Source organism: Actinomadura sp. K4S16, assembly GCF_008327685.1.
Classification (GTDB): Bacteria; Actinomycetota; Actinomycetes; order Streptosporangiales; family Streptosporangiaceae; genus Spirillospora.
On sequence record NZ_BDDE01000020.1, the window covers coordinates 161431 to 186975 of the forward strand.

Below are 25545 nucleotides of genomic sequence, written 5' to 3' on the forward strand. Positions count from 1 at the left end.
GCCTTCGGGCGTCCACCCGGCGAGAGGTGCTGTCGACCGCGTCGCGCCACCGTTCGCCGACCGTTCACGTGTTCGTCGTGATCGACGGGCGTCGGCCTCATCTTGACCTGGTGATCTGTGCCTGTTCGTCACTCATGAGCCAGGAGGCCAGCCTTATGATTCCGGCTGCGAAGATACGGCGGACGGCCGCGGTCGTCCTCACCACGGGGGCTGTGGCCGCCGCGCTCGGCTCGGGGCTCGCGGATGCGTCCGGCGGGGACCGGACCCAGGAGGTCCGGCAGGCCGTGCAGGGCGGCAAGGCGCGCAACGTCATCTTGTTGATCGGTGACGGCATGGGCGACTCGGAGATCACCGCCGCCCGCAACTACGTCAAGGGCGCCGCCGGGCGGCTCGCCATGGACACGCTGCCGCTGACCGGTGCGTACACCACGTACTCGGTCAACAAGGCCGACCCGCGCCAGATCGACTACGTGACCGATTCGGCGGCCAGCGGCACCGGCTGGGCGACGGGTCACAAGACCTACAACGGGGCCATCTCGGTCACGCCGGACGGCAAGCCGGTCCCGACCGTCCTGGAACTGGCCAAGCGGGCCGGGCTGCGCACCGGCGACGTGTCCACGGCCGAACTGGGCGACGCCACCCCGGCGGTGCTGGCCGCGCACGTCGCGGACCGCGGCTGCCAGGGCCCGGCCGACATGGCCAAGTGCCCCGCGCAGGACAAGGTCAACGGGGGGCCCGGCTCGATCGCCGAGCAGCAGGTGCAGACGGGCGCCGACCTCTACCTGGGCGGCGGGAAGGCCCGCTTCGCGCAGACGGTGAAGGCGGGGCCCTTCGCCGGCAAGACCGTGATCGACCAGGCCAAGGCCGCCGGATACACCGTCGTCACCGACGAGGGCGGGCTGAACGCGGCCAAGCCCGGCGGCAAGCTGCTGGGTCTGTTCGCCGACGGCAACATGCCGCAGGAGTGGACCGGTCCGGCGGCCAAGGTCGGCGGCACCGACCCGTCCAGGTGCACGCCGAACGGCTCCTTCGGCGGCCCGCACCTGTCGACCATGGCGTCCAAGGCCATCGGCCTGCTGGACGCGCAGACCAAGCACAGCCGCAAGGGCTTCTTCCTGCAGATCGAGGGCGCCTCGATCGACAAGCGCGACCACGCCGCCGACCCCTGCGGCCAGATCGGTGAGACGGCCGAGTTCGACAAGGCGGTGCGGGCCTCGCTCGACTACGCCCGCCGGCACCCCGACACCCTGGTGGTCGTGACCGCCGACCACGGCCACACCAGTCAGATCATCCCGCTGGAGGCGCAGAGCCCGGGCCAGACCGCCACGCTGATCACCGCCGACGGCGCCCCCATGAAGCTCAACTACGCGACCAACACGCCGGGCCAGTCCCAGGAGCACACCGGCACCCAGGTCCGGATCGCCGCCAAGGGCCCGCAGGCCGCGAGCGTCCTCGGCGTGACCGACCAGACCGACCTGTTCCGCACCCTCACCCGCGCCCTCGCCATCCGGTAACCCATCCCCGGGCGCGCCGCGTTCAAGGCCGGTCACACTCGTGTGACCGGCCTTGATGCCGTCTTCAGGCCGCGCCGCCCAGGTAGGCCTCGACCACGCGCGGATCTACGGCGAGTTCGGCCGCGGGCCTCTCCAGGGCGCAGCGGCCGTTCTCGATCACGTAGCCGCGCCGGGCGATCCCGAGCGCCGCCCTCGCGTTCTGCTCGACCAGCAGGACCGCCGTCCCGTCCGCGGCGACGTCGCGGATGACCTCCATGACGGCCGCCACGACGAGCGGGGCGAGGCCCATCGACGGCTCGTCCAGCATCAGCAGCCGGGGTCCGGCGACCAGGGCGCGGCCGATGGCCAGCATCTGCTGCTCGCCGCCCGACAGCGTCCCGCCCTCCTGCCCGCGCCGTTCGGCCAGCAGGGGGAGCAGCCCGTAGACCCGGTCGATGCGCCTGGCCAGCTCGCGGCCGTCCCGCACCAGGTACCCGCCGAGCAGCAGGTTCTCGTGGACCGTCAGGGTGCTGAAGATCCGCCGCCCCTCGGGCACGTGCACCACGCCGCGCGCCACGATCGCGGACGGCGCCGCCCCCGCCACCGACGCGCCCTCGTACCTGATGTCGCCGCCGGACGGGCGGACCAGGCCGGAGATCGCCGACAGCGTCGTCGTCTTACCGGCCCCGTTGCTGCCCAGGAGCGCGACCGTCTCGCCTTCCCCGACTGTGAGCGACAGGCCGTCCAGCGCGGTCACGCCGCCGTACTTCACCGTCAGGTCAGTCACTTCGAGCACCGCGCACCTCCTCGGTCTCCTCCGGGGCGGCGTCGCGCCCGAGATACGCCTCGATCACCGCCGGGTCGGCGCGGACCTCGGCGGGCGTGCCGTCGGCGATCTCCTTGCCGTGGTCGAGCACCACCACGCGGTCGGAGATCTCCATGACCAGGCCCATGTCGTGCTCGATGAGCGCGACCGCGATGCCGAGTTCCCTGATCCTCCGGATCAGGTCGAGCAGCTCCGCCTTCTCCCCGTGGTTGAGCCCGGCGGCGGGCTCGTCCAGCAGCAGGAGGGCGGGACGGCGGGCCAGGGCCCGCGCGATCTCCACCCGGCGCTGCTCCCCGTACGGAAGGTGCCGCACGAGGCCCGTCCGGTCGCCGCGGAGCCCGGCGAAGTCGAGCCACTTGTGCGCCTCGTCGGTGGCCTCCTGCTCGCTGCGCCGGTAGCGGGGCGTGTGCAGCAGCACGTCGAACATCCGCTGCCGCAGCCACAGGTGGGTCCCGGCCCGCACGTTGTCCAGCACCGACAGCTCGCCGAAGACGCGGAGGTTCTGGAAGGTCCGCGACAGGCCGCGCGCGGCGATCGCGGACGGGCGCCGCCCGGTGATGTCGGTGCCGTCCAGGACGATCCGGCCACCGGTCGGCTTGTAGAAGCCGGTGACGCAGTTGAAGGCGGAGGTCTTGCCCGCCCCGTTCGGACCGATGATCGAGACGATCTCGCCCGCGTCGACGCGGAAGCTGAGCCCGCCGACCGCCTGGACGCCGCCGAACGCCAGCCGGAGATCTCGCACGTCCAGCATCAGGCACCTCCCGACCGGGCCGCCATGCGGGCGGTCTCGCGCGACCGGTGCGGCCAGAGCCCCTGCGGACGGCCGATCATCATCGCGATCAGCAGGACGCCGAACACGAAGAACCGGTAGTCGGCCAGCCCGCGGAGCATCTCGGGCAGCAGGCTGATCACGACGGCGCCGAGGACGACGCCGGGGGTGGAGCCCATGCCGCCGAGCACGACCGCCATCAGCACCAGGGCCGACTGGAGGAAGGTGAAGCTGGCCGGGGAGATCGCCGACAACTGCGCGGCGAACAGCACGCCCGCGAGCCCGCCCCAGACCGCGCCGGCGATGTAGGCGGCCAGCTTGACCCGGTACGTGTGGACGCCCATGGCCTCGGCGGCGTCCTCGTCCTCCCGGACGAACCGCCACGCACGCCCGAGCCGGGACCGTCCCAGCCGGGCGGCGAGCAGCACCGCCACCGCGACGATCAGCAGCGCGGCGTAGTAGAACACCACCGGGTTCGCGACATGGTCGCCGAAGAGGCCGGGGATGCCGTAGATGCCGGAGGGGCCGCCGGTGACGTCCAGGTTGTTGGCGACGATCCGGACGATCTCCCCGAAGCCGAGCGTCACGATCGCGAGGTAGTCGCTGCGCAGCCGGAGCGTGGGACCGCCGATGACGATGCCGGCGATCACGGTGGCGGCGATGACGAAGGGGACGGTCGCCACCAGCGGCCAGTCCAGCCGGGTGGCCAGCAGGCCGCTGGTGTAGGCGCCGACCGCGAAGAACGCGGCGAATCCGAGGTCGAGCAGCCCGCAGTAGCCGACCACGATGTTCAGGCCGACCGCGAGCATCACGAAGATCACCGCGCTGGTCATGATGTTCATCGCGTACGGCGTCGCGATCGCGAACGGGGCGGCCAGCCCCACGGCGAGGCCGGCCCAGCCGAGGTGGCGGCTCTCCAGCAGACGCGAGAGCGTCGCCGCGCGGCGTTTCGCCGCGCGTTCGGGAACGGCCGCCATCACACCCGCTCCGTGACGCGCTCGCCGAGCAGCCCGGTCGGCCGCACGGTGAGGAAGAGGATGAGGAAGCCGAACGCGAACACGTCCCGCCACTCGCCGCCCACCCAGTGGGTGCCGAAGGATTCGAGCAGTCCCAGCACGAGCGCCCCGAGCATCGTGCCGGGAACGTTCCCGATCCCGCCGATGACGGCCGCGGTGAACGCCTTGAGCCCGATGATGAAACCCATCAGAAAGTCGATCTTTCCGTAGTAGCCCCCGGCCATCACGCCCGCGGCGCCGGCCATCGCGGAGCCGATGAAGAAGGTGCGGGCGATGACGGCGTCCACGTTGACGCCCATGAGCAGGCACGCCTTCGGGTCGAGCGCGATGGCCCGCATCGCCCGGCCCTGCCGGGTCCGTCCGATGAGCACCGTGAGGCCCGCCATCAGCACCACGGAGACGGCCATCAGCAGCAGTTGCTGCATCGTCACGCGCGCACCGAGGACGGTGAAGGACGCCCCGTCCAGGCGCACCGGGTAGACCCGCGGGTTCGGACCGGCCGCGATCCGGGTGCCGTACTCCAGCGCGAAGGACGCGCCGACCGCGGTGATCAGCAGGGACAGCCGGGGCATGCCGCGCAGCGGACGGTAGGCCACCCGCTCGACCGCCAGGCCGGCCGTCCCCGTGGTGACCATGGTGAGGACCAGGACGATCAGCAGCGCCGCCAGCGAGGAGGAGTGCACCAGCCCGCCCATCGCGCCGAGCATCGCGAACCCGGTGAAGGCCCCGAGCATGTACAGGTCGCCGTGCGCGAAGTTGAGCAGCTTGATGATCCCGTAGACCATGCTGTAGCCGAGGGCGACCAGGGCGTAGAACGAGCCGACGAACAGCCCGTTCCAGATCAGCTGTGCCATGGCCGCGCCTACTTCAGGGCGTCGCGCAGCGTGAAGGCGCCGCCCTTGACCACGAGGATCACGAAGCCGCCGTTGCTGAGCGTGTGCTGCGGGGTGAACTTCAGCGGCCCGGTGAAGATCGGGAAGCCGTCGACCGCCTCCAGCTCCTTCGCGATCTTGTCGCCGTCGGTGCCGCCGGCCTTCGCGATGCCCTCGGCCGCCACCCGGACGGCGTCATAGGACTGGGTGGAGTACGGACCGGGATCGCTGCCGAACTTCTTCTTGTAGGTGCTGATCCAGCCGCTCGCGCCCTCGATCGTGTCCGGGGTCTGCGTCATGGTGGCGAAGACGCCGTCCGCCGCCCTGTCTCCGGCGATCTTGATGAGCTTGGCGTCCACCGAGCCGTCCCCCACCATGAACCCGCCCGTGTACCCGGCCTGCCGGAACTGCCGCAGCAGGAGGCCGCCCTCCTGGTAGTAGCCGGTCCAGTAGATGAAGTCGGGGTGGGTCTTGAGGACGTTCGCGATGTTGGCGGAGTAGTCGCTCTCGCCTGGGTTGACGGCGTCCAGGGTCGCCTTGTCGGGGCCGCCCGGCTTGTCGAGCGCCGTCGCCGTCCGCGTCGCGATGTCCTTGGAGTACGAGGTGTTGTCGTGCAGGACCGCGACCTTCTTCGGCCCGCTCTTGGTCATCCAGTTCATCGCCGCCACGGCCTGCTGGTCCCCCGTCCCGTTGATCAGGAAGACGTGCCTGAGCCGCTGCGCGACCAGTTCGGTGGAGTTGGCCGCCGGAATGATCATCGGGATCTTCGCGCGGTCGAACACCGGCAGGGTCGGCAGCGTCGCCCCCGAGCAGTAGCCGCCCACCGAGACGGCGATCTTCGCGGCCACCAGCTTGCTGGCCGCCGCCACCGCGGTCTTCGGGTCGCAGGCGTCGTCCTCCACCCGGAGGCGCAGCTTGCGCTTGCCGACGCCGCCCCTGGCGTTGATCTCGTCCACCGCCATCTGGGCGCCGTTCTTCATGTAGGGCCCGATGTCGGCGCTGGACCCCGAGAGCGGGATGGCCATGCCGATCGTGATCGGACCGGAGTCCTCGGCGTCGTCCGAACCGAGCAGCCCCTGACCGCAGGCGGACACCGCCAGGGCCGCCGCTCCGAGCACGCAGCCTAGCGCGATTCTTCTCATCGGGTCTCCCCTCCCGACGCGGCGAACGCCGCCCCGATGTGACCTTGTACACATGACGTGTGACATTGCACTGTCCAGAACGTTCCACGTCAAGAGGCAGGCCAGACATAACGCCCAGGTCACAGCCCTGCCCGCCGGGACCCCCGGTCACCGGGTCATGCGTTCAGCGCACCGCTCAGGATGAGGAGCATCCAACTGGTGAGGGCCTCACCACCGCGCCCATCCGCCGCCGAGCGCACCGCACGGGAGGACTCGGCATTGCGCGCCTTATCTATATCGATAACTCCGGCATCCAGGTCCGAACGGCGCGGGTAAACCGCGGCGACACCGCCGACGTCTCAGGATCACTGAGGTCTATCTGATGGACGTCGGCAAAGACGGCCTGTCGAAGGGCGCCACGGCGAGCGCCATCGACACCGGCTCACCGGCTGCGGTCTATCCCCCGGCGGGACCGAGCACCTGGTGGCGGTGGTTCTTCGTCCTCGTCCTGAGCGCAGTGATGGCAGTGGCAAGCGCACTCGCGTGGCGAGTTTGGCTGCGCGATCGCCGCAACCCTCCCGACCTGGACGAGCATCCAGGCCACCCTGCCGCAAAGGCCTATTGACGACGAATCAGTTACCCGGCACAAGCCCCTCCGCTGCTGCTTCAACTGCTTTTCGCCACGCAATTTGTGCTCAGGTCGGGGTCCATTGCGCCGACCCCGAGGGGCCGAAAGCGGCGGGTTGCTGCGAGGCCCGTCACCTGCGGACTGCCCCTTCGCCTGCGCGACTGGCCGCAGCGGGGGCGGCCAGGTGTTCGGGGCGGTGGTGGCCGGCCGTTCGAAGTGGGCGGCGGTACCGGGCACAATGCTCTGCACGGTCATCTCGTTCCGACCGGCTGGTACTCGACTTTCCCGTGGGCATGCACATGGACGCTGAGAAGCAAGGGGCCCCCGTTCAGCCTGGCCGGCTCGCGAACCTCCGGTCCAGGTTCCGCGAGGGGCAGGACCGCCCGCCGACCTCGGTCTTCGTCGTCGGCACGCTGTTCTCGGGCTCGACCCTGCTCGGGCGCGACATGACCACCCGGATCCGGGGCGCCCACTACGTCGGCGAGCTGAACAACTTCACGCAGATGCCCGAGTACAGCCACAAGGACGCCGGGCAGGGCTGCGGGCCCTGCTCGCTGCTCGGCAAGGAGTGCCGGCACTTCACGGAGGCGCTGCGGGAGCGGGTGTCGTACGACGACATCCTCGGCATGCACCGGCGGTTCGCCCGGTCGCTGGGCGCCTCGGTGGTCGTCGACGGGAGCAAGTACGTCGCCTGGCTCCGGCAGGCCGTCGAGCAGCAGCTCGCCGACCCGGCGAACCGGGCACCGGTGAACGTGATCGTCACGGCGCGGAACCCGATCGCCTTCGCGATCAGCTACCGGAACCGGACGGGGGAGCCGCTGTGGCGGGGCGCGGGCCTCTGGCGGGACACCTACGTCGACGCCCTGCGCACCGTCAACACGTACGGTCTGCCGCACATGGTCGTCCGCTACGAGGACTACATGGCGCGTCCGGAACGGTCGCTGGAGCGGCTGGCCGACTTCCTGCACCTTTCGCTGGACGCGGAGCCCGACAACACGAGGATCCACGACACCGGCGGCAACTGGAGCTCCTTCGTCCCGTACGTGGGGAGGCAGCAGCTGGAGGACTACATCCAGCGCCTCGACGGTCCCGGGCGTGCGGAGGCGGAGGACTTCGTGAAGCACGCGCGGGCGTACTGGAACGACGAGAAGCCCCGGGAGGACGCCCGCTGGCGGCATAGCCTCGAGGCCGGCGAGGCCAACGCGGTCCTCAGCACTCCAGGGCTGACCGACGTGGCGAGCCTCCTCGGCTACAACGTCGCGGAGGTCGTGCACGCGGCCATCCGTGCGCACCGGTAAAACCCCGCGAACCCAGACCTGCCGCCGAGAAGTGACGCCCGCTGCACTGGCTCCACGTGGACGTCTATGTCCGCGACCCGGCGTACATGCCCGCCGTCGACAGCCTGACCCGAAGGCGGCACGCCAAGCCGCGGCCTTGCTGAAGGAGAGCAGGTGACCGTCCTGGCGCGGACGCACAGCTATAGGGGGAGGCCGTGTGCTGCACACCGCTGCCTACGATCCGTCTACAAACCTCAAGTGATGTGGGTACTGTCAACGTGTAGCTAAGTACCTGACTAGGGGGTGGGCCCGATGAGCGTCCAGCCGCTCCACCAGGAGCCGGACCCGCAGGACCCGCAGGTCATCATGGAGCGGCTCCCCGAACAGGAGCGGGATTTCTTCCTTGCCCAGTACAGGGAGCGCGCCCACGCCGCAGCCGACGATCTCACCGGCTACAAGGCCCTCCAGCGGTTCTTGAACGTGTGGAGTATCCGCGCACGGACGCGACGTCCTTCAAGCGAGGAGCTCGAAGCCCGCATCCAGGAGATCCGCGACGGCGCCCCCACGATCCCGATCGAAGACGTGCTTGTCCAACACCTCGGCATGTCCCGCGCTGAGGCCGCCGCCTGGTGGCAACAGAAAGTCGAACAAGCCGCCGAAGGGCGCTGAAGGGCGGCAGACTACGGCCCATGACCTACCGGGCCGAGCTCTCCCCCCAAGTGTTACGGCAGCTCGCCGGCATGCCAGAGCAGGTACAGTTCGCGCTTGCTGAGGCCCTTGGTGTCATCGTCGTCGACCCTTACGACCCGACCACCAGCGAACCGACACCGAACCCGCGAATCAGGCAGGCCGTCTTCGGTGGTGTGGGGCTCGTTGATTACTTGATCTGGGACGAGCTGCTCGTCGTGGTCGCGGTCGACCTCGTCTGGGGTGGCTGACCCAGCTCTACCTTGCCCGCGTTGGTCTGTGCGGAGTATGGCGCCGTATTCCTCCCGTGCGGACGCGTTGCCGAGTCAGTGGGCGGGGCGGTCGTAGATGAGTTCGCGGCCGTCTTCTTCGTCCCATTGTTCGCCTACGTGGGTGAAGCCCTGGCCTGCGATGGTCGCCAGGGAGGCCTTGTTGTCGGGGCTGATCGTGGCGCGGACGGTCTTGACGGACGGGTCGGCGTCGGCGCGGTCCAGGAGGGCGGCGAGCATCGCGCGGGCGTAGCCCTTGCGGCGGTGCGCCGGGTCGACGGAGTAGCCGATCTCGACGGTTCCGTTCTCGTCAGGGGCGCCGTGGAAGCCCGCGTGGCCGACGACCACGCCCTCCGGTTCGGCGACGGCGGCCCGGGCGGTCCAGGGCGCGTGGGACGGGTCGCGGTCGAGCTGGGCGAGGCGGAAGCGCCACAGGTACTTCGCCTCGTCGGTGGTGAAGTAGTCGGTGAGCGGCACCCCGGCCACCGCGCCGGCGCCCTCCAGGTCGTCTTCCAGTAGGGCCTTCATCGCGGCGGGCGGCAGTTCGGCAAGGCGGATCGCGGGCGGCATGGGGCGGCTCCTCGGGTGGGGGACGGCCACTCTATGTTGGTTCGCCCAACGACCGCCAACGATTATCCGGAGCGGCGGTTGTCCGCGTGGTGGTCGGCGACGCGGGCCAGCAGTTCCGTGAGCCGGGTGCGTTCGTCCGGCGAGAGCGGGGCGAGCAGGTCGTCCTGGATGCGGGTCAGGACCTCGTCCAGTTCGGCCAGATGGCGGGTGCCCTCCGGGGTGAGCGTGATGACGTTGCGGCGCCGGTCGGACGGGTCGGGGGAGCGGTCCACCATGCCCTTCGCGGCCAGCTCGTTCACGGCGGCGACCACGTCGCTGCGGTCGATGCCCGAGCGGCGGCCGAGGTCGGCCTGGCTGGACGGGCCGTACTCGTGCAGGGCGGTGAGCAGCCGGAAGTGGTAGCCGCGGGCGCCGGCCGCGGCGAACCCGTCGGCGACCAGGCGGTGGCTGTGCGCCGAGACGAGATTGATCAGCCAGCTCGGGGTGCGCCGGAGCCGCGCGGGCGTCCGGGCGTCGGACGTCGTCATGCGGATCAGTCTAGGGGTTGTTGGTGGGGCCAACAATCGTCTACTGTTGGTTGCGCCAACGTTGGCGCAACCAACGAAAGAGGAGTCATGGACGACCGTGCAGAACTGTCCGCGCTCGCCAGCCGTCTGGGCCGGTGGCTGGACGACAAGTGCCCCGACGACGGGCGGGGCATCTTCGCCGAGGACGCCGAGGCGCACACCCTGGGCGGCGTCGCGAAGGGGGTCGACGCCCTCGTCGCGCAGGCGCGCAAGAACCACACCGTGCCGACCCAGCACTTCATCACCGGCCCGCTCGTCGACGTGGACGGCGACCAGGCCGCGATCAGCGCGAACCTCCTGGTCGTCTTCGCCCGCGAGGAGGGCCTGCGCATGCTCGGTGAGCGCTACGAACTGCGCGCCGCCCGGACGGCGGACGGCTGGCGCCTCACGCGGGTCGAGGCCCGTCCGATCTGGGAGGCCGCGAATGTCTGAGATCACGCCGTTCCGCGTGGCGGTTCCGCAGGCCGACCTCGACGACCTCGCCGCGCGGCTGGACCGGACGCGGTGGCCGGACGAGCTGCCCGGCATCGGATGGGACCACGGCATCCCGCTCGGCCGCGTGAAGGAGTTGGCCGAGCGCTGGCGGACGGCCTTCGACTGGCGGGCGCAGGAGGCGAAGCTCAACGCGTTCCCGCAGTTCACGACCGAGATCGACGGGACGAACATCCATTTCCTGCACATCCGGTCACCGGAGCCGGACGCGCTGCCGCTGATCATCACGCACGGCTGGCCCAGCACGGTCGCGGACTTCCTGGACGTGATCGAGCCGCTCACCGACCCGCGCGCGCACGGCGGCGATCCCGCCGACGCGTTCCACCTCGTGATCCCGTCCCTTCCGGGGTTCACCCTCTCGGGTCCGACCCGCGAGGCCGGATGGGACGTGCACCGCATCGCGCGAGCGTGGGCCACGCTCATGGAACGGCTCGGCTACGAGCGTTACGGCGCGCAGGGCGGCGACTGGGGCTGGCCCATCTCGAACGCGCTCGGAGCGGTGGCGCGTGACCGGGTCGTGGGCGTCCACTTCAACTACATGGGGTCGCCCCCAGGCGACGACGACGATCTGTCGCCGGACGACAAGGAGCGGTTGGCGAGCCAGAGGGAGTATCTGGCGAACCCGGCCGGCTACTGGCAGATGCAGGTGACCCGTCCCCAGACCGTCGCGTACGGGTTGACCGACTCCCCCGTCGGCCAGCTCGCCTGGATCGCCGACAAGGTGACCGAGTGGACGGACCCCGCGAGCGGCATCGACGACGACCGCCTGCTGACGACGGTGATGCTCTACTGGATCACCGGCACGGCCGGGTCCTCCGCCAGGCTGCACAAGGCGAACGCCGCTCGGGGCGGCCCGCCGGTTCCGTGCCCCGTTCCGATCGGGCTCGCGGTGTTCCCGCACGATCTCGTCCGGCCCGTGAGGCGGCGCGTGGAGGGCGTCTACGACGTCGTCCACTGGACGGAGTTCGAGCGCGGCGGGCATTTCCCGGCCGTCGAGGCGCCGGAGCTGCTCACTGCCGATGTCCAGGAGTTCTTTCGCCGGTTCAGGGGGAGGTGAGCTCGTCGGAGATCGCCTTCAGGCGGGCGCGGGCGTCGGGGTCGTAGGCCTGGGCGTCCGCGCGCGCTTCCCGGAGCCCGTTGAAGAAGCGGCCGGACACGTCGTCCAGGGCGGGATCGGTGACGAGGCGGTGGGTCGCCCGGACGCCTTCCTCGAGGGTGCTGATCGGCGAGGACACCATCTTGGTCGGCATGTAGGTGGCCGGGTGCAGGGCGTTCGCGGTGACGCCCGTCCCGGCCAGCTCGGCGGCGAGGTCGATCGTGAACAGGATCTGGGCGAGCTTGCTCTGGCAGTACGCCCGCGTCCCGCTGTACCCGCGGGTGATCATCACGTCGTCGAAGTCGATGGCCTGCTGGCCGAGGCTGCTGACGTTGACGATCCGCGCCGGCGCCGAGGCGGCCAGGGTGGGCAGCAGCAGCCGGGTCAGCAGGTAGCCGGACAGGTAGTTCACCTGGAACGTCAGCTCGTGGCCGTCCGCGCTCTCCTCCCGCGGGCCGTCGGTGCCGATGCCCGCGTTGTTGACGAGCACGTCCAGCCGCGGGTGGTCGGCGCGGACGGCCGCTGCGAGCGCGCGGGTCTCGGCGAGCGACGACAGGTCGGCGCGGTACCAGGAGGCGCTGCCGCCGATCTCCTTGAGGGTCGCCTCGCCGCGGCGGTCGTCCCGCCCGTGGACGAGGACCGTGGCGCCTTCGGCGGCCAGTTCGGCGGCGAGCGCGCGGCCGAGCCCGTCGGTCGCGCCCGTGATGAGGATGGTCTGCTGGTCGATGGGACGCATGCTCTCCATACTGCTCGGGGCGCGCGCACGGTAACCAGGGACCGCCCAGCCCGGTATCCGGGGCACCCGGCTGAGCGGCCCCGGCGCGCGGGGGTCAGGCGCGGTCGAGGAAGTCCCGGACGAGCTTGACGAACTCGTCGGGCCGCTCCGCCATGACGACGTGGCCGGTGTCGAGCTCGGTGTACTCGCTGCCGGGGATGCTCGCGAACAGCTCCCGGTGGTTCCCTACGGGGACGGTCTGGTCGCGGGTCGCCCCGATCACCAGCGTGGGCGCCGTGATCCGGGGCAGCAGCGGCCGGATGTCGAGCCGCTTGACGAGTTCGATCTGCCGCAGCCGGTCGTCCGGCCGGCCCATGAACGCGTGCTGCTGCTCCACCGCGTCGTGGCCGATCTGGTTGAGGAACGTGCCGCTGAGCGCGGTGAGGGTCGCGAAACGTCCGAAACTTTCCGGGTCGCGGGCCAGCCCGAGCCAGAGGGACATGTGCTGCTGGATGTACTCGTCCCCCGAGTGGGAAAGCCCCGCAACGGTCACCAGGCGCCGGACGAGGTCCGGGCGCAGCGCCGCGGCCGCCGCTGCGGTCGGCGCGCCGAGCGAGAACCCGACCACGTCGGCGGGGCCCGCCCCAGCGTCCTCGATCACGGCGTTGACCTGCCCGGCGAGCGCCTCCATGGTCAGCGGGGAGCCGTCGTCCTCGGCGGGGTCGCTGCCGCCGAGGTCGGGCAGCAGGACGGTGCGATGATCGGTGAACCGGTCGAGCATGAGGTCCCACATGGAGGAGCCGGGCCCGACGCCGTGCACGAGGACGAGGGCGGGTCCCGAGCCCTCGACGCGGTAGGGGACGGTGGTGTTTCCAACGGTGAGCTTCGGCATGGTCGGCCGTCCTTCGGTCGCTGTCGTTTCCGGACGTCATCGACGCTGCCAGCGCCCGGCCGCGATGAGGAGCGGACCACTCTGGCTAGGACAACCGGTCCCAGTCTCAGCTCTACGGACATCCGGGACGGCGCGGAATCATGGGTGCATGGAGATGGACCGCAAGGAGCTCGCCGACTTCCTCCGCCGCTCCCGCGAGCGGCTCCGCCCGCAGGAGGTCGGCCTGACGGCGGGTCCCAGGCGACGCACGCCGGGGCTGCGCCGGGAGGAGGTCTCCCAGCTCGCCGGGATGTCGGCGGACTACTACATGCGCCTCGAGCAGGCCCGCAGCCCGCAGCCGTCCACCCAACTGCTCGGCGCGCTGGCCCGCGCGCTGCGGCTGACGATCGACGAGCGCGACCATCTCCACGTCCTCGCCGGGCACCGCCCGCCCGCCGGGCCGTTCGCGGGCGAGTACGTCCGGCCGAGCATGCTCTACCTGCTGGACCGGCTGCACGAGACGCCGGCGCAGATCATCGGCGACCTCGGCGACCTGCTGGCGCAGAACGCCCTGTCCGAGGCCCTCTTCGGGTGCGTCTGCACGGTGGAGGAGCCCGATCGGAACATCGTGTTGCGGTGGTTCACCGACCCGTTCGTCCGGGAGGCGTACCCGGAGGAGGAGCACGAGCAGCACGGCCGCCGGCACGTCGCCAACCTGCGCGCTGCCGTCGCGCGCCGGGGCAACGACGCCGCCGCGTCAGCGCTGGTCGGACGGCTGCACGCGGCCAGCGCCGAGTTCACCCGGCTCTGGGAGCGGCACGAGGTCGCCGTTCCGCGCACCAGCCGGATGAAGGTCGTGCACCCGGAGATCGGCCCCATCGAGTTCGACACCGAGGCGCTGCTGACCCCCGCCGAGGACCAGCGGCTCTTCGTCTTCACGCCGCCGCCCGGCACCGACAGCATCGAGGCCCTCGACCTGCTGCGCGTCATCGGCCCCGAGACCGCGCACCGCAGCCACGTCTGACCCGCGTTCACCCCGCGGTGAGCCGCCACAGCGACGTGGTCTCGGCGGCGCGGGCCGCGTGGAGCGGGTCGCCCGGGTCGGCGGCGCGCGGATGGCGCGGCGCGGTGTCGAGCCTGCCCGCGACCCGCAGGCCGGACGAGGCGATCATCTCCAGGAGGTCGTCGCGCGTGCGGAGCCCCAGGTGCTCGGCCAGATCGGACAGGATCAGCCAGCCTTCCCCGCCCGGTTCCAGATGGTCGGCGAGGCCGGCCAGGAAACCGCGCAGCATCCGGCTGCCCGGGTCGTAGACGGCGTGCTCCAGCGGCGTGCTCGGCTTGGCCGGGACCCAGGGCGGATTGCAGACGGCGAGACCGGCGCGCCCTTCCGGGAAGAGGTCGGCTTGGACGACCTCGACGTTCACACCGAGCCGGTCGACGTTCTCTTGGGCGCAGGCCAGCGCGCGTGGGTCCTGGTCAGTAGCGACAACGTGCTCGACGCCCCGACGAGCCAGGACCGCAGCTAGGACACCCGTACCGGTTCCTACGTCGAACGCCGTTTGCGTGGACGGCAGCGGTGCCTCGCCCACCAGGTCCACGTACTCGCCCCTGATGGGCGAGAAGACGCCGTAGTGCGGATGGATGCGGTCGCCGCCCAGCGCGGGGATCGGAACGCCCTTCTCATGCCATTCGTGGGCGCCGATCAGGCCGAGCAGTTCACGCAGTGATGCGACGTAGGGCTGGTCGTCCGGACCGTAGGCCTCCGTGCAGGCGTCCTGGACGTCCGGTGCGCGCCGCAGCGGAATCACATGGCCGGGGTCGAACGGTATGAGCAGCATGCCGAGCGTCCGCGCGCGCTGGGCGCGTGCCTGGCGGTAGAGGTGGAACGCTTGCGCCCGCTCCGGTTCGGGCTTGTTTTTACGTCGCCGTGGTGGACGGTCGATACGGCGTGCCATGGCCTTGAGGAGCTGCCGCGCGTTCTGGAAGTCGCCGCGCCACAGCAGCGCCGTGCCTTCGCAGGCCAGGCGGTAGGCGTAGTCCGCGCGCGTCTCGTCGTCGGCGACCACCACGCGGCGCGGCGGCGGCGCCCCGCTCTCCGACCGCCAGCGGACGCGATGGTCCCGGCCGTCCTCCTGCCAGGAGATCTCGTCCACAGGGGTACCGTATCGGCGTGCGTCTACCCGGGCCATTGCATGCCCTTAACGAAGGCCTCGCCTTCCTGCTGGAACTCGTCGCCATCGCCGCGCTCGCGTGGTGGGGCTTCACAGCGACCGGAAACGTCCTGGTCAACATCGTCCTCGGCCTCGCGGCACCGGCAGCCGCGATCATCCTGTGGGGGATGTTCGCCGCGCCACGGGCCCGCTTCAAAATCGCGCTTCCGCTCGTCCTCCTGGTGAAGGCGGTCGTGTTCGGCGCCGGCGCCCTAGCCCTCTACGGCGTCGGCCACCCGACGGCGGGCATCGCCTTCGCGGTGGTGGCTTTCCTCAACACGGCCCTAGCCACCGCCGACCGAGACGCCCACTTCCACGCAGCCGCCCAATGAGCCAGTACCGGCCGCGTTAGGTGAGGTCGGCGCTGGAGAGGTGGGTGGAGGTCTCGGCCAGCTTGCGCAGGGCCCTCTCTGAGGGGGAGCCCGGTTCGGCCGCGTAGAGCATGAGGCGGCTGAGGTCGGGGTCACCGGGCAGGTGCAGGGTCTCGAACGGCAGGACGAGCCGTCCCACCTCGGGGTGGTCGATGCGGGCCTCGCCGTGCGTCAGGTCCGTGACGTGGTGGGCCGACCACAGGCGGCCGAACTCCGGGCTCCGCTCGCGCAGGCAGTCGATGACCGCGCGCAGGTGCGGGTCGTCCGGGTCCTGGCCGGAGCGGAAACGCAGGTAGGCGGCGTTGCGCCGGGCCACCGTCGGCCAGTTGCCGCCGAGCCGGGCCTTGTAGTCGGCGTTCAGGTGGATCTGGTGGGACCAGGTCCGCTCGTCCGGCGGGACGCTCGCCAGGTCGACGAACACGGCCGCGGTGAGCCGGTTCCACGCGACCACGTTCGTGTAGTGCCCGACCACGTAGGCGGGCGCGTGGGTGAACGAGTCGAGCAGGTGCTGGAGCGGGGCGCGCAGGCGGGGAGGCGCGGTGATGGGCGCGCGGCGCGGCGGGTGCGCGAGCCGGTGCAGGTGGGCGTGCTCGTCGCCGTCCAGCCGCAGCGCCCGCGAGATCGCGTCCAGGACCTCGGTGGACACGCCGTCGGCGGTGCCCTGCTCCAGTCTGATGTAGTACGCGACGCTGACCCCGGCCAGCTGCGCCAGTTCCTCGCGCCGCAGCCCGGGCACGCGCCGCCGCGTCCCGTACGTGGGGAGGCCGGCGTCCTCGGGACGCAGCCGCGCCCGCCGCGACTTGAGGAACTCGCCGAGTTCGCCATTGCGCGCCATGCCGCCGAGGCTATCCGGGGCCGCCGCGCGCGTTACCGTTGTCCCCACTTGTCCTGGCATGTGGCGGGGGGCCGGATGTACCCACGACGGTTCGGGCCGTACGAGCTGCTGTGCGAACTGGGCGAGGGCGGCATGGGGGCCGTCCATCTGGGACGCGCGCCGGACGGGCGGATCGTCGCGGTGAAGACGATGAACGGGCTCGCCGACCAGAGCGAGGACGGGCGCCGCAGGTTCGAGCGCGAGGTCGCCGCGCTCCGCAAGGTCGCGGCCCCCAACGTCGCCGCGTTCGTGGACGCGGACCTCGCGGGCCCGACCCCTTACCTGGTCACCGAGTACGTCCAGGGGCGATCCCTGGACGCGGTCATGGCGGGCGGCCCGCTCGGGTCGGAGGACCTCTTCCGACTGGGGCTCGGGCTTGCGCAGGCCCTCGACGCCGTCCACGGGGCCGGGCTCGTCCACCGGGACGTCAAACCGGCCAACATCGTCATCGCGGGCGGGGAGCCGGTGCTCATCGACCTCGGCGTGGCCCACCACGTCGACAGCACCCGCATCACGACCAGGCCGGTCGGCACCCTGCGCTACATCGCGCCCGAGGTCCTGGAGAACAGGAAGCCGACCGGGGCGGCGGACGTCTTCGGCTGGGGCGCCGTGATGGCCTACGCCGCGACCGGACGGCCCTGCTTCCCGGCGGACTCGGCACCGGCGATCATCAGCCAGATCTACAACCTGGAGCCCGACCTGACGGGGGTTCCCGGCTGGCTGCGCGACATCGTCCGCCGGGCGCTCGCGAAGGACCCGGCGGACCGGCCGTCCGTCCGGTCGCTCCGCGAGGCCATGACCCGCCGCCCGCAGGTGGAGCAGCTCCAGGCCGCCTACGCGGACGCCCGCGCCGCGCACGAGCACGCCCGCGCGGAGGGCATCGCGTTCGGCCTCCACGCGATCGCCGTCGCGGCCGGAGACCGCGTCCTGGCGGCGAGCAGCCTGCTGGACCAGGCGCACGCCGCCCGCTCCTCGGGCAGGCTCGACCGCGCCGAGGGCCTGTTCGAGCAGGCCCGGGACGCGTCCGCCGCCGTCGGGGCCCGCCAGGACGAGGGCTGGGCGCTGGACGGACTCGGCGTCTGCCTGCGCCAACGCGGGGAGGACGGGCCGGCCGGAGAGGCCTTCGCCGCGGCGCTCGCCGCTGCCGAGGAGGTCGGCGACACCGTGCTCCAGGCGTGGAATCTGTGCAATCTCGGCGGACTCGCTCTGGCACGTGGCGACGCCGAGGCCGCCAATGACCTCTACAACGAGGCCGTGATCGCCTCCGTCGACCACCCGGAGATCCATGTTGAGGCCCTGGTGGGGCAGGCGCGCGCCCTGTTGAAGCTGAATGATCCTGAGATGGCCGAGTCCCTGTTCCTGGACGCCGCCCATGCCGCGGAGGCGGCCGGTGACCTCCGCCGCGCGGGCTGGGTCTGGTACGACCTCGGCGAGTCCGCCCGAGGGCGCGGGAAGCACGACCGCGCCAAGGACGCCCTGGAAGCCGCGCTGGGCGTCGCCACCCGGACGGGGGATCGGCTCATGGAGGGATGGACGCTGTGCAAGCTCGCCGGGTGCCTCCGCGACACCGGCGCAAAGAGCGAGGCCATCGCCAGGTACGAGCAGGCGCGTGACGTCGCCGACTCCTTGCACGACGAGAAGATGCGGCAGTACGCCGTCACCCGCCTGAACGCGCTGACCTGACCGCCCGTGCGTCAGGCGGTCTTGGTGGTGATGTCGCCGTTGCTGGTGCTCAGGTCGAGCAGGTACCGGGCGGAGGAGTCGTTCGGGACGCCGAGCTTCTTGTCGCCGTTGTTGGTGTCGGCGCTGACGCGGTAGCGCCCTTGCGGCATGGTGAGCGTGATGTCGCCGTTGGACGTCTTCGCGCGGACGTTCTGCGGCGAACCGGGCGTCAGGGTGATCGAGCCGTTGGACGTCTCGACCTCGATGCCGCCCTTGAGGCCGCTCCCCCGGATCTTGCCGTTGGACGTCCTGGCCTTGACCGGCCCCGCGACGCCGTCCAGGTGGACCGAGCCCGAGTGGGTGGACACGTCCACCGCGCCCACCTTGGACAGGGTGATGGAGCCGTTCGAGGTGCTGCCCGACACCGGGAGGCCGGCCGGGAGTTCGAGGGTGTAGCTCACCGAGCAGCGGGAGCCGCAGCCGTGCAGCGTCAGGACGCCGTTCTCGATGCGGTGCGTTGGCCCATCGGGCTTGTCACCGCGATATTTGATGGTGCGGTGCAGGGACGTCTTGGACGAGCCACCGTGCAGCGTCACACCGCCCGATCCGATGTCGTCCAGGCGCACAGCGGTGATTTTGCCCTTCAGCGTGGCGTCGTCCTCGTAGGTGGAAGCGAATGCCACGTCGCATGCGCTGAGTGCGGTCACGCCGACCGCGGCTAGGGCGAGGGCAGAAAGCTTGCCACGCAAGGGAATCCTCCTGGTCGGTCTGGCTGGACGCTGCTGAGCCTAAGGAAACGGGTGCCGGACGGCCGTCACGCCAGGGAGCCAGGTTGGTTCTCCCTCCGAGGTCGCTGAGCCTGCTACTGGGAGTGGTACGAACTGGCGGGGACTGGGTAGGCGGGGCCAACGCGACGAGGGTCTCTGCCATGACCGCACTCACTACCGCCGTGTCCGCTCCTCCAGAGCGGATGTCGTCACGGCACAAGCTGGTTCTGACCCTCTTGCTCGGCGCGCAGTTCATGCTCGCCATCGACTTCTCCATCCTGAACGTCGCGCTGCCCGTAGTCGGTCGCGGACTGGGCTTCGGACTGGACGAACTCCAATGGATCGCCACGGCGTTCGCCCTGCCCGCCGCCGGGTTCACGCTGCTGTTCGGCCGTGTGGCCGACCTGGCCGGGCGGCGCCGGATGCTGCTCCTGGGCATGGCGCTCCTGGCCGGAGGCTCGCTGATCGGCGGGCTGGCCACGTCCCCGGCGGTGCTGCTCACCGGACGCGTCCTCCAGGGCCTGGCCACGGCGATCGCCACGCCTGCCGCCCTCTCGCTGCTCACCACGTCGTTCCCGGAGGGGCCGATGCGGACGCGGGCGCTCGGGCTCAGCGGCGCGCTGATGTCGGCCGGGTTCACCGTCGGCGCGATCCTCGGCGGGCTGCTGACCGACCTGCTGAGCTGGCGCTGGGCGTTCCTGGTCAACGTCCCGGTGGCGGTGCTGATCTTCGCGGTCACGCCCGCCGTGGTCGCGGAGAGCCGTTCCAGGGACAGGGCGAGGCTGGACGTTCCGGGCGCGGTGACCGTGACCGGCGGCCTCCTCGCCCTCGTCTACGGGATCACCTCCGCCGGGTCGGCCGGGTGGGGGTCCCCCGCCGCGCTCGGCACGCTGGCCGCCGCCGCATTGCTTCTCGTCGCGTTCGTGCTGGTCGAGCGGCGCTCGCCGGCTCCGCTCGCGCCGCTGAACGTCCTCACCCGGCGCACCGTCACCTGGGGCAACGTGGGCGGGTTCGTCGCGTTCGCCACGGAGACGTCGCTGGTGTTCCTGATGACGATCTACCTCCAGAAGGTCCTGGACTTCTCGCCGCTGGCGACCGGGCTGGCGCTCGGCGTCCTCGGCGCCGGGACGTTCGCCGGAGGCGTCGCCGCGCCCCGCGTCATGGGGCGGCTCGGCGGCCGGGGGACGCTCGTGTCCGGGCTCGTCCTGCAGGCCGCCGCGACCGCCGCGCTGCTGGGCCTGGGAGAGACGCGCGGCGGCCTGGGCCTGCTGCTCGTCGCCACCGCGATCGGGGGATTCGGGAACCTCGTCGCCATCGTCGCGTTCATGGGGATCGCGACGTCGGGGCTGCCGGACGGTGAGCAGGGCCTCGCGACAGGGCTCGCGACGATGACACAGCAGGTCGCCATCACCCTCGGCATCCCCGTGATGAGCGCCGTTGCCACCGCGAACGCGTCCGTCCTGGGCGGCGTCCACACGGCGACGGCGGTGAACGTCGCGATCGTCCTTGCAGGCGCGGCCCTCGCCGGGGCATTCCTGCGCCGGTCCTAGGGGGACGCCATGGATCTCGAACTCGAAGGCAGGGTCTACATCGTGACCGGCGCGTCCGCCGGGATCGGTGAGGCGACCGCCGACCTCCTCACCCGCGAGGGCGCCCACGCCGTCCGGGTGGCGCGCTCCCCCGTCGACGTGGCCGCCGACCTCACCCGGCCTGAGGCGGCCCAACGCGTCGTGGACATCGCCCTGGAACGGCACGGGCGCCTGGACGGCCTGGTCAACAACGCCGGCGCCCTCGAATCCCGGATCGGGTTCCTCGACGTCACCGACGCCCAATGGCACGCGACGTTCGAACTGAACCTGCACGCGGCCGTGCGCATGGCCCGAGCCGCGCTGCCCGCGCTGATCGACCAGGGTGCGGGAAGCATCGTGCACGTCTCCAGCGAAGCCGCACGGTTTCCCGATACGCCTCTGGTCGACTATGCGGCGTCCAAGACGGCGCTGCTGTCGGTGTCCAAGACGCTTGCGGGGGAGTTCGGCCGGTGCGGCATCCGCTCCAACGTCGTCGCGCCCGGCCCCACCCGTACGCGCCTCTGGGACGAGCCCGGAGGGTTCGCCGACCAGCTGGCCGACCAGTACGGCCTACCGGTGGAGGAGGCGATCCAGCGATTCGTCCAGGACGAACGGCGCCTCCCCACCGGACGCCTTGGCACGCCCCAGGACGTCGCACGGGTCATCGCTTTCCTGCTGTCACCGCTGGCCGCCCAGGTCACGGGCGCCGAATGGGCCGTGGACGGGGGAGCGCTGCGGCAACTCTGAACGAGGCGTGCCGGACGTCGCGGGCGTCCGGCACGCCGGCCCCCCATCGCAGGCAGAGGTCAGGACGGGACCTTGTCGAGGAACCCGGTCACCCGGTCGAACCGGCCCTCGTCGTCGAACGTCGCCACGTCGAAGCCGACCACGATCGCCTCGCCGCCTTCGGGGCCGAGCTCCCAGGTGAAGCGGGCCACGTTGTGGTGGGCGTCCACCGTCCCCGCGCCGCGGAACACCAGGCCGGGGAACTGCTGCTGCGCGGCGCCGACGAACGCGTCGATCGCGTCCCGCCCCTCGGCGACGCCGAGCGGGTCGACGTAGACCGGGTTCTCCGTCCACAGCTCGTCGATCGCGGCGCGCCGGGCGGCCGGGTCGGTCTCGTTCCACACGGCCAGGTAGCGCTCGACCCGCTGCTGCACATCGCTCATGTCATGACTCCCGTCTGATCGTTCGGGTTCGTCGCCCCGATGACCCCTACGCTGCCGGGTCCGCGACGGAAGATCGATTACCTGGGAGGTCATGCCCGCGCCTCCGGCGGCCCGGACCGCGACGATGATGTCGGATTCCCGCCAGTGGATCCCCCTGACCATCGGTGATGCTGGAGGCATGCACGAGGACGTGGAAAGGTGCGTGCGGGCCGTCCAGTCGAAGGACGCCCGCTTCGACGGATGGTTCTTCACCGGGGTCGTGACCACGGGGATCTACTGCCGTCCAAGCTGCCCCGTGGTGCCGCCCAAGCCGGAGAACATGCGCTTCTACCCGAGCGCCGCCGCCGCCCAGCAGGCGGGGTTCCGTGCCTGCAAGCGGTGCCGCCCCGACACGTCCCCAGGCTCCCCCGAGTGGAACCACCGCGCGGACGTCGTGGCCAGGGCGATGCGCCTCATCGCGGACGGCGTCGTCGACCGGGATGGCGTTCCCGGGCTCGCCGCACGGCTCGGCTACAGCACGCGCCAGATCGAGCGTCAGCTCAGCGCCGAACTGGGCGCTGGTCCACTCGCCCTGGCACGGGCCCAGCGCGCGCAGACGGCTCGGCTGCTCATCGAGACGACGGCCCTTCCCATGGGCGACGTGGCGTTCGCGGCGGGGTTCGCCAGCATCCGCGCCTTCAACGACACCGTCCGAGAGGTGTTCGCCCTCACCCCGTCCGCGCTGCGCGACCGCGTCGCCAAGGGGCACCCGCCGGCCGGGCCCGGTGCGCTGTCGCTGCGGCTGCCGTTCCGGGCCCCATTGTGCCCGGACAACCTGTTCGGGCACCTCGCGGCCACCGCCGTCCCAGGCGTCGAGGAATGGCGGGACGGCTCGTTCCGCCGCGCCATGCGGCTGCCCCACGGACACGGCATCGCCACCCTGCGTCCCCAGCCCGACCACGTCGCCTGCACGCTCGGCCTCAGCGACCTGCGCGACCTCCCGATCGCCATCAGCCGCTGCCGCTGGATGCTCGACCTCGACGCCGATCCCGTCGCCGTGGACGACCTGCTCCGCACCGACCCCGTCCTCGCCCCTCTCATCGACAAGGCCCCTGGGCGGCGCGTGCCCCGCACCGTGGACGCCCCCGAGTTCGCCGTCCGCGCCGTCCTCGGCCAGCAGGTGTCGACGGCCGCGGCCCGCACCCATGCGGCGCGCCTGGTCACCGCCTACGGCGACCCCATAGACGACCCGGGCGGCGGGCTGACGCACCTGTTCCCGACCCCTGCCGCCCTTGCCGAACTCGACCCGAAGACCCTCGCCTTCCCCAAGACCCGCCGCACCACCCTCACGACCCTTGTCGACGCCCTCGCCAAGGGGGAGGTCGACCTCGGCGTAGGGAGCGACTGGGACGAGGCCCGCGCGCGCTTGTCGGCCCTCCCGGGCTTCGGTCCGTGGACCGTCGAGAGCATCGCCATGCGTGCCCTCGGTGACCCGGACGCGTTCATCCCAGGCGACCTGGGCATCCGGGCCGCCGCCGCGACGCTCGGCCTCCCCGCGACTCCTGCGGCCCTCACCCGGCGCGCCGCACAATGGCGGCCATGGCGCGCCTACGCCGTCCAGTACCTGTGGGCCACCCTCGACCACCCCATCAACCTGCTCCCCGCGAACTGAAGGAACCGCCGTGGAAACAACGCACGTCGTCATGGAAAGCCCCGTAGGGCCGCTCACCTTGGTCGCGACCGACGGTGCCCTGTCCGGGCTCTACATGGACATGCAGCGGCACCGCCCGTCCGAGGAGACCTTCGGCGCACCCGGCGACCCCGGGGACGAGCCCTTCGCGACCGTCGCCGAGCAACTCGCCGCGTACTTCGCGGGCGAACTGACCGAGTTCGACCTGCCGCTCCGCCTCCACGGAACGCCCTTCCAGCAACGCGTCTGGGCGGCGCTCCAGGAGATCCCCTACGGCCAGACCGTCACCTATGGCGAACTCGCCGTCGAGATCGGCAGCCCGTCCGCGTCCCGCGCGGTCGGCCTCGCCAACGGGCGCAACCCGGTCGGCGTGATCGTCCCCTGCCACCGCGTCGTCGGGTCCACCGGGTCTCTCACCGGCTACGGCGGCGGCCTCGACCGCAAGCGCTACCTCCTCGACTTCGAACGCAAGACCAGGACCTCCGAGAACGCGCTGTTCTGACCCTCGCGGAGGAATGTCCGAGGCGGGGGTTAGCGTGCTCGTGAAGGCCGTCCAACCTGAGAAGGGCTGATCGAGTGGAGTTCCGAGTCGACCGCCAGACGTTCGCCGACGCCGTGGCGTGGGCCGCGCGGACGCTGCCGGCACGTCCCGCGCTCCCCATCCTCGCGGGGATGCTCATCGAGGTCACCGACGGGGGCGAGCTCACCCTCGCCGCGTTCGACTACGAGGTGTCCGCCCACGCCACCGACGAGGCGGCCGTCGCGGAGCCGGGCCGCGTCCTCGTCCCCGGGCGGCTGCTGTCCGACATCGTCCGCAACCTCCCGAGCGAGCCCGTCGACGTCTTCACCAAGGGCTCCGAGGTCGTCGTCCGCTGCGGCCCCGCCGAGTTCGGCCTCCTCACGCTCCCCGTCGAGGACTACCCCACCCTCCCCGAGCCGCCCGCCGTCGCCGGCACCGTCCCCGGCGAGCTGTTCGCCGCCGCCGTCGCGCAGGTCACCCCCGCCGCCGGGCGCGACGACACCCTGCCCATGCTCACCGGCGTCCGGATCGACATCGAGGGCGACACGATGTGGCTCGCCTGCACCGACCGCTACCGCATCGCCGCCCGCGAGCTGACCTGGTCCCCCGAAGACCCCGACTTCACCGCCGGTGTCGTCGTCCCCGCCCGCACCCTCGCCGACACCGCCAAGGCGATCAGGCGCGGCGCCGACGTCTCCATCGGCCTCGGCGGCACCGCCGACACCCTCATCGGCATCTCCGGCGGCGGCCGCAGCATGACCAGCCGCCTCCTCGACGACCAGTACATCAACTACCGGTCGCGGCTCACCGGCACCTGGACCTCGGTCGCCGAGATCCCGGTCGCCCCGTTCGTCGAGGCGATCAAGCGGGCCGCCCTCGTCACCGAGCGCGGCACCCCGGTCCGGCTGGCCTTCACCGCCGACGAGGTCCGCGTCCGCGCCGCCACCGGCGACTCCGCCCGCGCCAACGAGAGCCTCGGCGTCCGCCTCGACGGCGAGGACATCGACATCGCGTTCGCCCCCCAGTACCTGCTGGACGGCCTCGCGGGCATCGACACCGAGTACGCCCGCCTCGAATGCTCGGGTCCGACCAAGGCCGCCCTCCTCACCGCCATCCCCGACAAGAAGGACGACGACGAGTCCGACGCCGCCGCCGAAGGCGCCGACACCGGCTACCGCTACCTGGCCATGCCCGTCCGCCTGACCAGCTAGCTGTGTTTACACAGTCCCGGCCCACTTCGCTCGCCTGGCGGCTGTGTTTACACAGTCCCGGCCCACTCCGCTCGCCTGGCGGCTCGCTACGTGACCGGGCCTGGGCGAACGCGGCATCGCTTCGCGATCTGCCCGGTTCCGCTCGCCTCCGGCTTCGCTCCACCGGGCAGGTCACGCGTTCGCGCGCGTGGCCGAGGCCACTTCGAGTCAGGCCTTAGCCCCAGTACCTGCGGGTTCCCGTCGCGCCTGCCTTCAC

At 71.5% G+C, this 25545-nt stretch carries 28 protein-coding genes; 15 read left to right on the forward strand and 13 right to left on the reverse strand.

Going from position 1 to position 25545, the window contains the following annotated elements; translation table 11 throughout:
- The first annotated feature begins 134 nt into the window (after positions 1–134).
- The gene (phoA, locus tag K4S16_RS32155) at positions 135–1514 is read left to right on the forward strand and encodes an alkaline phosphatase (RefSeq protein WP_149262826.1); all 1380 of its coding nucleotides are present in this window, start codon (positions 135–137) and stop codon (positions 1512–1514) included.
- 64 nt (positions 1515–1578) lie between these two features.
- Here phoA and K4S16_RS32160 read toward each other — a convergent pair whose 3' ends face one another.
- The 5 genes from K4S16_RS32160 to K4S16_RS32180 are packed head-to-tail and all read right to left on the reverse strand — an operon-like array spanning position 1579 to position 6118.
- Complete coding sequence (locus K4S16_RS32160; RefSeq protein WP_149262827.1) at positions 1579–2289, reverse strand: ABC transporter ATP-binding protein; 711 nt, start codon at positions 2287–2289, stop codon at positions 1579–1581.
- A complete protein-coding gene (locus tag K4S16_RS32165) occupies positions 2273–3070 on the reverse strand; it encodes an ABC transporter ATP-binding protein (RefSeq protein ID WP_149262828.1) in 798 nt (265 codons plus the stop codon). Before K4S16_RS32165 ends, K4S16_RS32160 begins: the two co-directional genes overlap by 17 nt.
- Positions 3070–4065 carry a branched-chain amino acid ABC transporter permease gene (locus tag K4S16_RS32170; RefSeq protein ID WP_149262829.1) on the reverse strand — a complete coding sequence of 332 codons (996 nt, stop codon included), beginning with the start codon at positions 4063–4065 and terminating at the stop codon, positions 3070–3072. Before K4S16_RS32170 ends, K4S16_RS32165 begins: the two co-directional genes overlap by 1 nt.
- Complete coding sequence (locus K4S16_RS32175) at positions 4065–4958, reverse strand: branched-chain amino acid ABC transporter permease (RefSeq protein WP_149262830.1); 894 nt, start codon at positions 4956–4958, stop codon at positions 4065–4067. The genes K4S16_RS32170 and K4S16_RS32175 overlap by 1 nt, the downstream gene beginning before the upstream one ends.
- A gap of 8 nt (positions 4959–4966) precedes the next feature.
- Positions 4967–6118, reverse strand: coding sequence for a branched-chain amino acid ABC transporter substrate-binding protein (locus K4S16_RS32180; RefSeq protein ID WP_149262831.1), 1152 nt, complete (start codon positions 6116–6118; stop codon positions 4967–4969).
- 361 nt (positions 6119–6479) lie between these two features.
- Between K4S16_RS32180 and K4S16_RS32185 the strand changes: the two genes are divergently transcribed.
- The 4 genes from K4S16_RS32185 to K4S16_RS32200 all read left to right on the forward strand — a co-directional run bounded on the left by K4S16_RS32185 (position 6480) and on the right by K4S16_RS32200 (position 8940).
- Entirely contained in the window at positions 6480–6722 is a 243-nt protein-coding gene (locus K4S16_RS32185) for a hypothetical protein (RefSeq protein WP_149262832.1), read from the forward strand.
- Positions 6723–7024: 302 nt separating this feature from the next.
- Positions 7025–8023 carry a sulfotransferase domain-containing protein gene (locus K4S16_RS32190; protein ID WP_149262833.1) on the forward strand — a complete coding sequence of 333 codons (999 nt, stop codon included), beginning with the start codon at positions 7025–7027 and terminating at the stop codon, positions 8021–8023.
- 291 nt (positions 8024–8314) lie between these two features.
- Complete coding sequence (locus K4S16_RS32195; protein WP_149262834.1) at positions 8315–8671, forward strand: DUF6247 family protein; 357 nt, start codon at positions 8315–8317, stop codon at positions 8669–8671.
- A 20-nt stretch (positions 8672–8691) separates the two neighbouring features.
- A complete protein-coding gene (locus tag K4S16_RS32200; RefSeq protein WP_149262835.1) occupies positions 8692–8940 on the forward strand; it encodes a hypothetical protein in 249 nt (82 codons plus the stop codon).
- Between the two features lie 75 nt (positions 8941–9015).
- On the opposite strand, the gene K4S16_RS32205 is transcribed toward K4S16_RS32200, so the two are convergent.
- Positions 9016–9528 (reverse strand): GNAT family N-acetyltransferase, encoded by a 513-nt coding sequence (locus tag K4S16_RS32205; protein ID WP_200842243.1) that lies wholly within the window; start codon positions 9526–9528, stop codon positions 9016–9018.
- A 62-nt stretch (positions 9529–9590) separates the two neighbouring features.
- Positions 9591–10055, reverse strand: a complete 465-nt coding sequence (locus K4S16_RS32210) for a MarR family winged helix-turn-helix transcriptional regulator (protein ID WP_149262836.1) — start codon at positions 10053–10055, stop codon at positions 9591–9593.
- Between the two features lie 87 nt (positions 10056–10142).
- Between K4S16_RS32210 and K4S16_RS32215 the strand changes: the two genes are divergently transcribed.
- Positions 10143–10526, forward strand: coding sequence for a nuclear transport factor 2 family protein (locus K4S16_RS32215; protein WP_149262837.1), 384 nt, complete (start codon positions 10143–10145; stop codon positions 10524–10526).
- Positions 10519–11643: an epoxide hydrolase family protein gene (locus tag K4S16_RS32220; protein ID WP_149262838.1), complete on the forward strand. Its 1125-nt coding sequence runs from the start codon at positions 10519–10521 to the stop codon at positions 11641–11643. Before K4S16_RS32215 ends, K4S16_RS32220 begins: the two co-directional genes overlap by 8 nt.
- Here the strand turns inward: K4S16_RS32220 and K4S16_RS32225 are convergent.
- Positions 11630–12418, reverse strand: coding sequence for an SDR family NAD(P)-dependent oxidoreductase (locus tag K4S16_RS32225; protein ID WP_149262839.1), 789 nt, complete (start codon positions 12416–12418; stop codon positions 11630–11632). The genes K4S16_RS32220 and K4S16_RS32225 overlap by 14 nt on opposite strands.
- A 94-nt stretch (positions 12419–12512) precedes the next feature.
- A complete protein-coding gene (locus K4S16_RS32230; RefSeq protein WP_149262840.1) occupies positions 12513–13289 on the reverse strand; it encodes an alpha/beta fold hydrolase in 777 nt (258 codons plus the stop codon).
- A gap of 148 nt (positions 13290–13437) precedes the next feature.
- Here K4S16_RS32230 and K4S16_RS32235 point away from each other — a divergent pair, with 148 nt between their 5' ends.
- Positions 13438–14292, forward strand: a complete 855-nt coding sequence (locus K4S16_RS32235; RefSeq protein ID WP_149262841.1) for a helix-turn-helix transcriptional regulator — start codon at positions 13438–13440, stop codon at positions 14290–14292.
- A 7-nt stretch (positions 14293–14299) separates the two neighbouring features.
- Here K4S16_RS32235 and K4S16_RS32240 read toward each other — a convergent pair whose 3' ends face one another.
- Positions 14300–15421, reverse strand: a complete 1122-nt coding sequence (locus K4S16_RS32240) for a class I SAM-dependent methyltransferase (RefSeq protein WP_235037204.1) — start codon at positions 15419–15421, stop codon at positions 14300–14302.
- A 17-nt stretch (positions 15422–15438) separates the two neighbouring features.
- Between K4S16_RS32240 and K4S16_RS32245 the strand changes: the two genes are divergently transcribed.
- Positions 15439–15810: a YrdB family protein gene (locus tag K4S16_RS32245; protein WP_235037205.1), complete on the forward strand. Its 372-nt coding sequence runs from the start codon at positions 15439–15441 to the stop codon at positions 15808–15810.
- 16 nt (positions 15811–15826) lie between these two features.
- On the opposite strand, the gene K4S16_RS32250 is transcribed toward K4S16_RS32245, so the two are convergent.
- Positions 15827–16684, reverse strand: a complete 858-nt coding sequence (locus tag K4S16_RS32250) for a helix-turn-helix transcriptional regulator (protein ID WP_200842244.1) — start codon at positions 16682–16684, stop codon at positions 15827–15829.
- A 75-nt stretch (positions 16685–16759) separates the two neighbouring features.
- On the opposite strand from K4S16_RS32250, the gene K4S16_RS32255 reads away from it, so the two are divergent.
- Positions 16760–18406, forward strand: a complete 1647-nt coding sequence (locus K4S16_RS32255) for a serine/threonine-protein kinase (protein ID WP_149262844.1) — start codon at positions 16760–16762, stop codon at positions 18404–18406.
- Between the two features lie 11 nt (positions 18407–18417).
- On the opposite strand, the gene K4S16_RS32260 is transcribed toward K4S16_RS32255, so the two are convergent.
- Positions 18418–19068 carry a DUF4097 family beta strand repeat-containing protein gene (locus tag K4S16_RS32260; RefSeq protein ID WP_200842245.1) on the reverse strand — a complete coding sequence of 217 codons (651 nt, stop codon included), beginning with the start codon at positions 19066–19068 and terminating at the stop codon, positions 18418–18420.
- Between the two features lie 245 nt (positions 19069–19313).
- On the opposite strand from K4S16_RS32260, the gene K4S16_RS32265 reads away from it, so the two are divergent.
- On the forward strand, positions 19314–20702 hold the full coding sequence (locus tag K4S16_RS32265; protein WP_149262846.1) for an MFS transporter: 1389 nt from the start codon (positions 19314–19316) through the stop codon (positions 20700–20702).
- A gap of 9 nt (positions 20703–20711) precedes the next feature.
- Complete coding sequence (locus K4S16_RS32270) at positions 20712–21467, forward strand: SDR family NAD(P)-dependent oxidoreductase (RefSeq protein WP_149262847.1); 756 nt, start codon at positions 20712–20714, stop codon at positions 21465–21467.
- 59 nt (positions 21468–21526) lie between these two features.
- On the opposite strand, the gene K4S16_RS32275 is transcribed toward K4S16_RS32270, so the two are convergent.
- On the reverse strand, positions 21527–21889 hold the full coding sequence (locus K4S16_RS32275; RefSeq protein WP_149262848.1) for a nuclear transport factor 2 family protein: 363 nt from the start codon (positions 21887–21889) through the stop codon (positions 21527–21529).
- Positions 21890–22067: 178 nt separating this feature from the next.
- Between K4S16_RS32275 and K4S16_RS32280 the strand changes: the two genes are divergently transcribed.
- From K4S16_RS32280 to dnaN, 3 genes are all read left to right on the forward strand, one after another.
- Positions 22068–23540 carry an AlkA N-terminal domain-containing protein gene (locus tag K4S16_RS32280; protein ID WP_149262849.1) on the forward strand — a complete coding sequence of 491 codons (1473 nt, stop codon included), beginning with the start codon at positions 22068–22070 and terminating at the stop codon, positions 23538–23540.
- Positions 23541–23571: 31 nt separating this feature from the next.
- Complete coding sequence (locus K4S16_RS32285; protein ID WP_149262926.1) at positions 23572–24060, forward strand: methylated-DNA--[protein]-cysteine S-methyltransferase; 489 nt, start codon at positions 23572–23574, stop codon at positions 24058–24060.
- Positions 24061–24134: 74 nt separating this feature from the next.
- Entirely contained in the window at positions 24135–25289 is a 1155-nt protein-coding gene (dnaN, locus tag K4S16_RS32290) for a DNA polymerase III subunit beta (protein WP_149262850.1), read from the forward strand.
- Positions 25290–25545 lie beyond the last annotated feature (256 nt).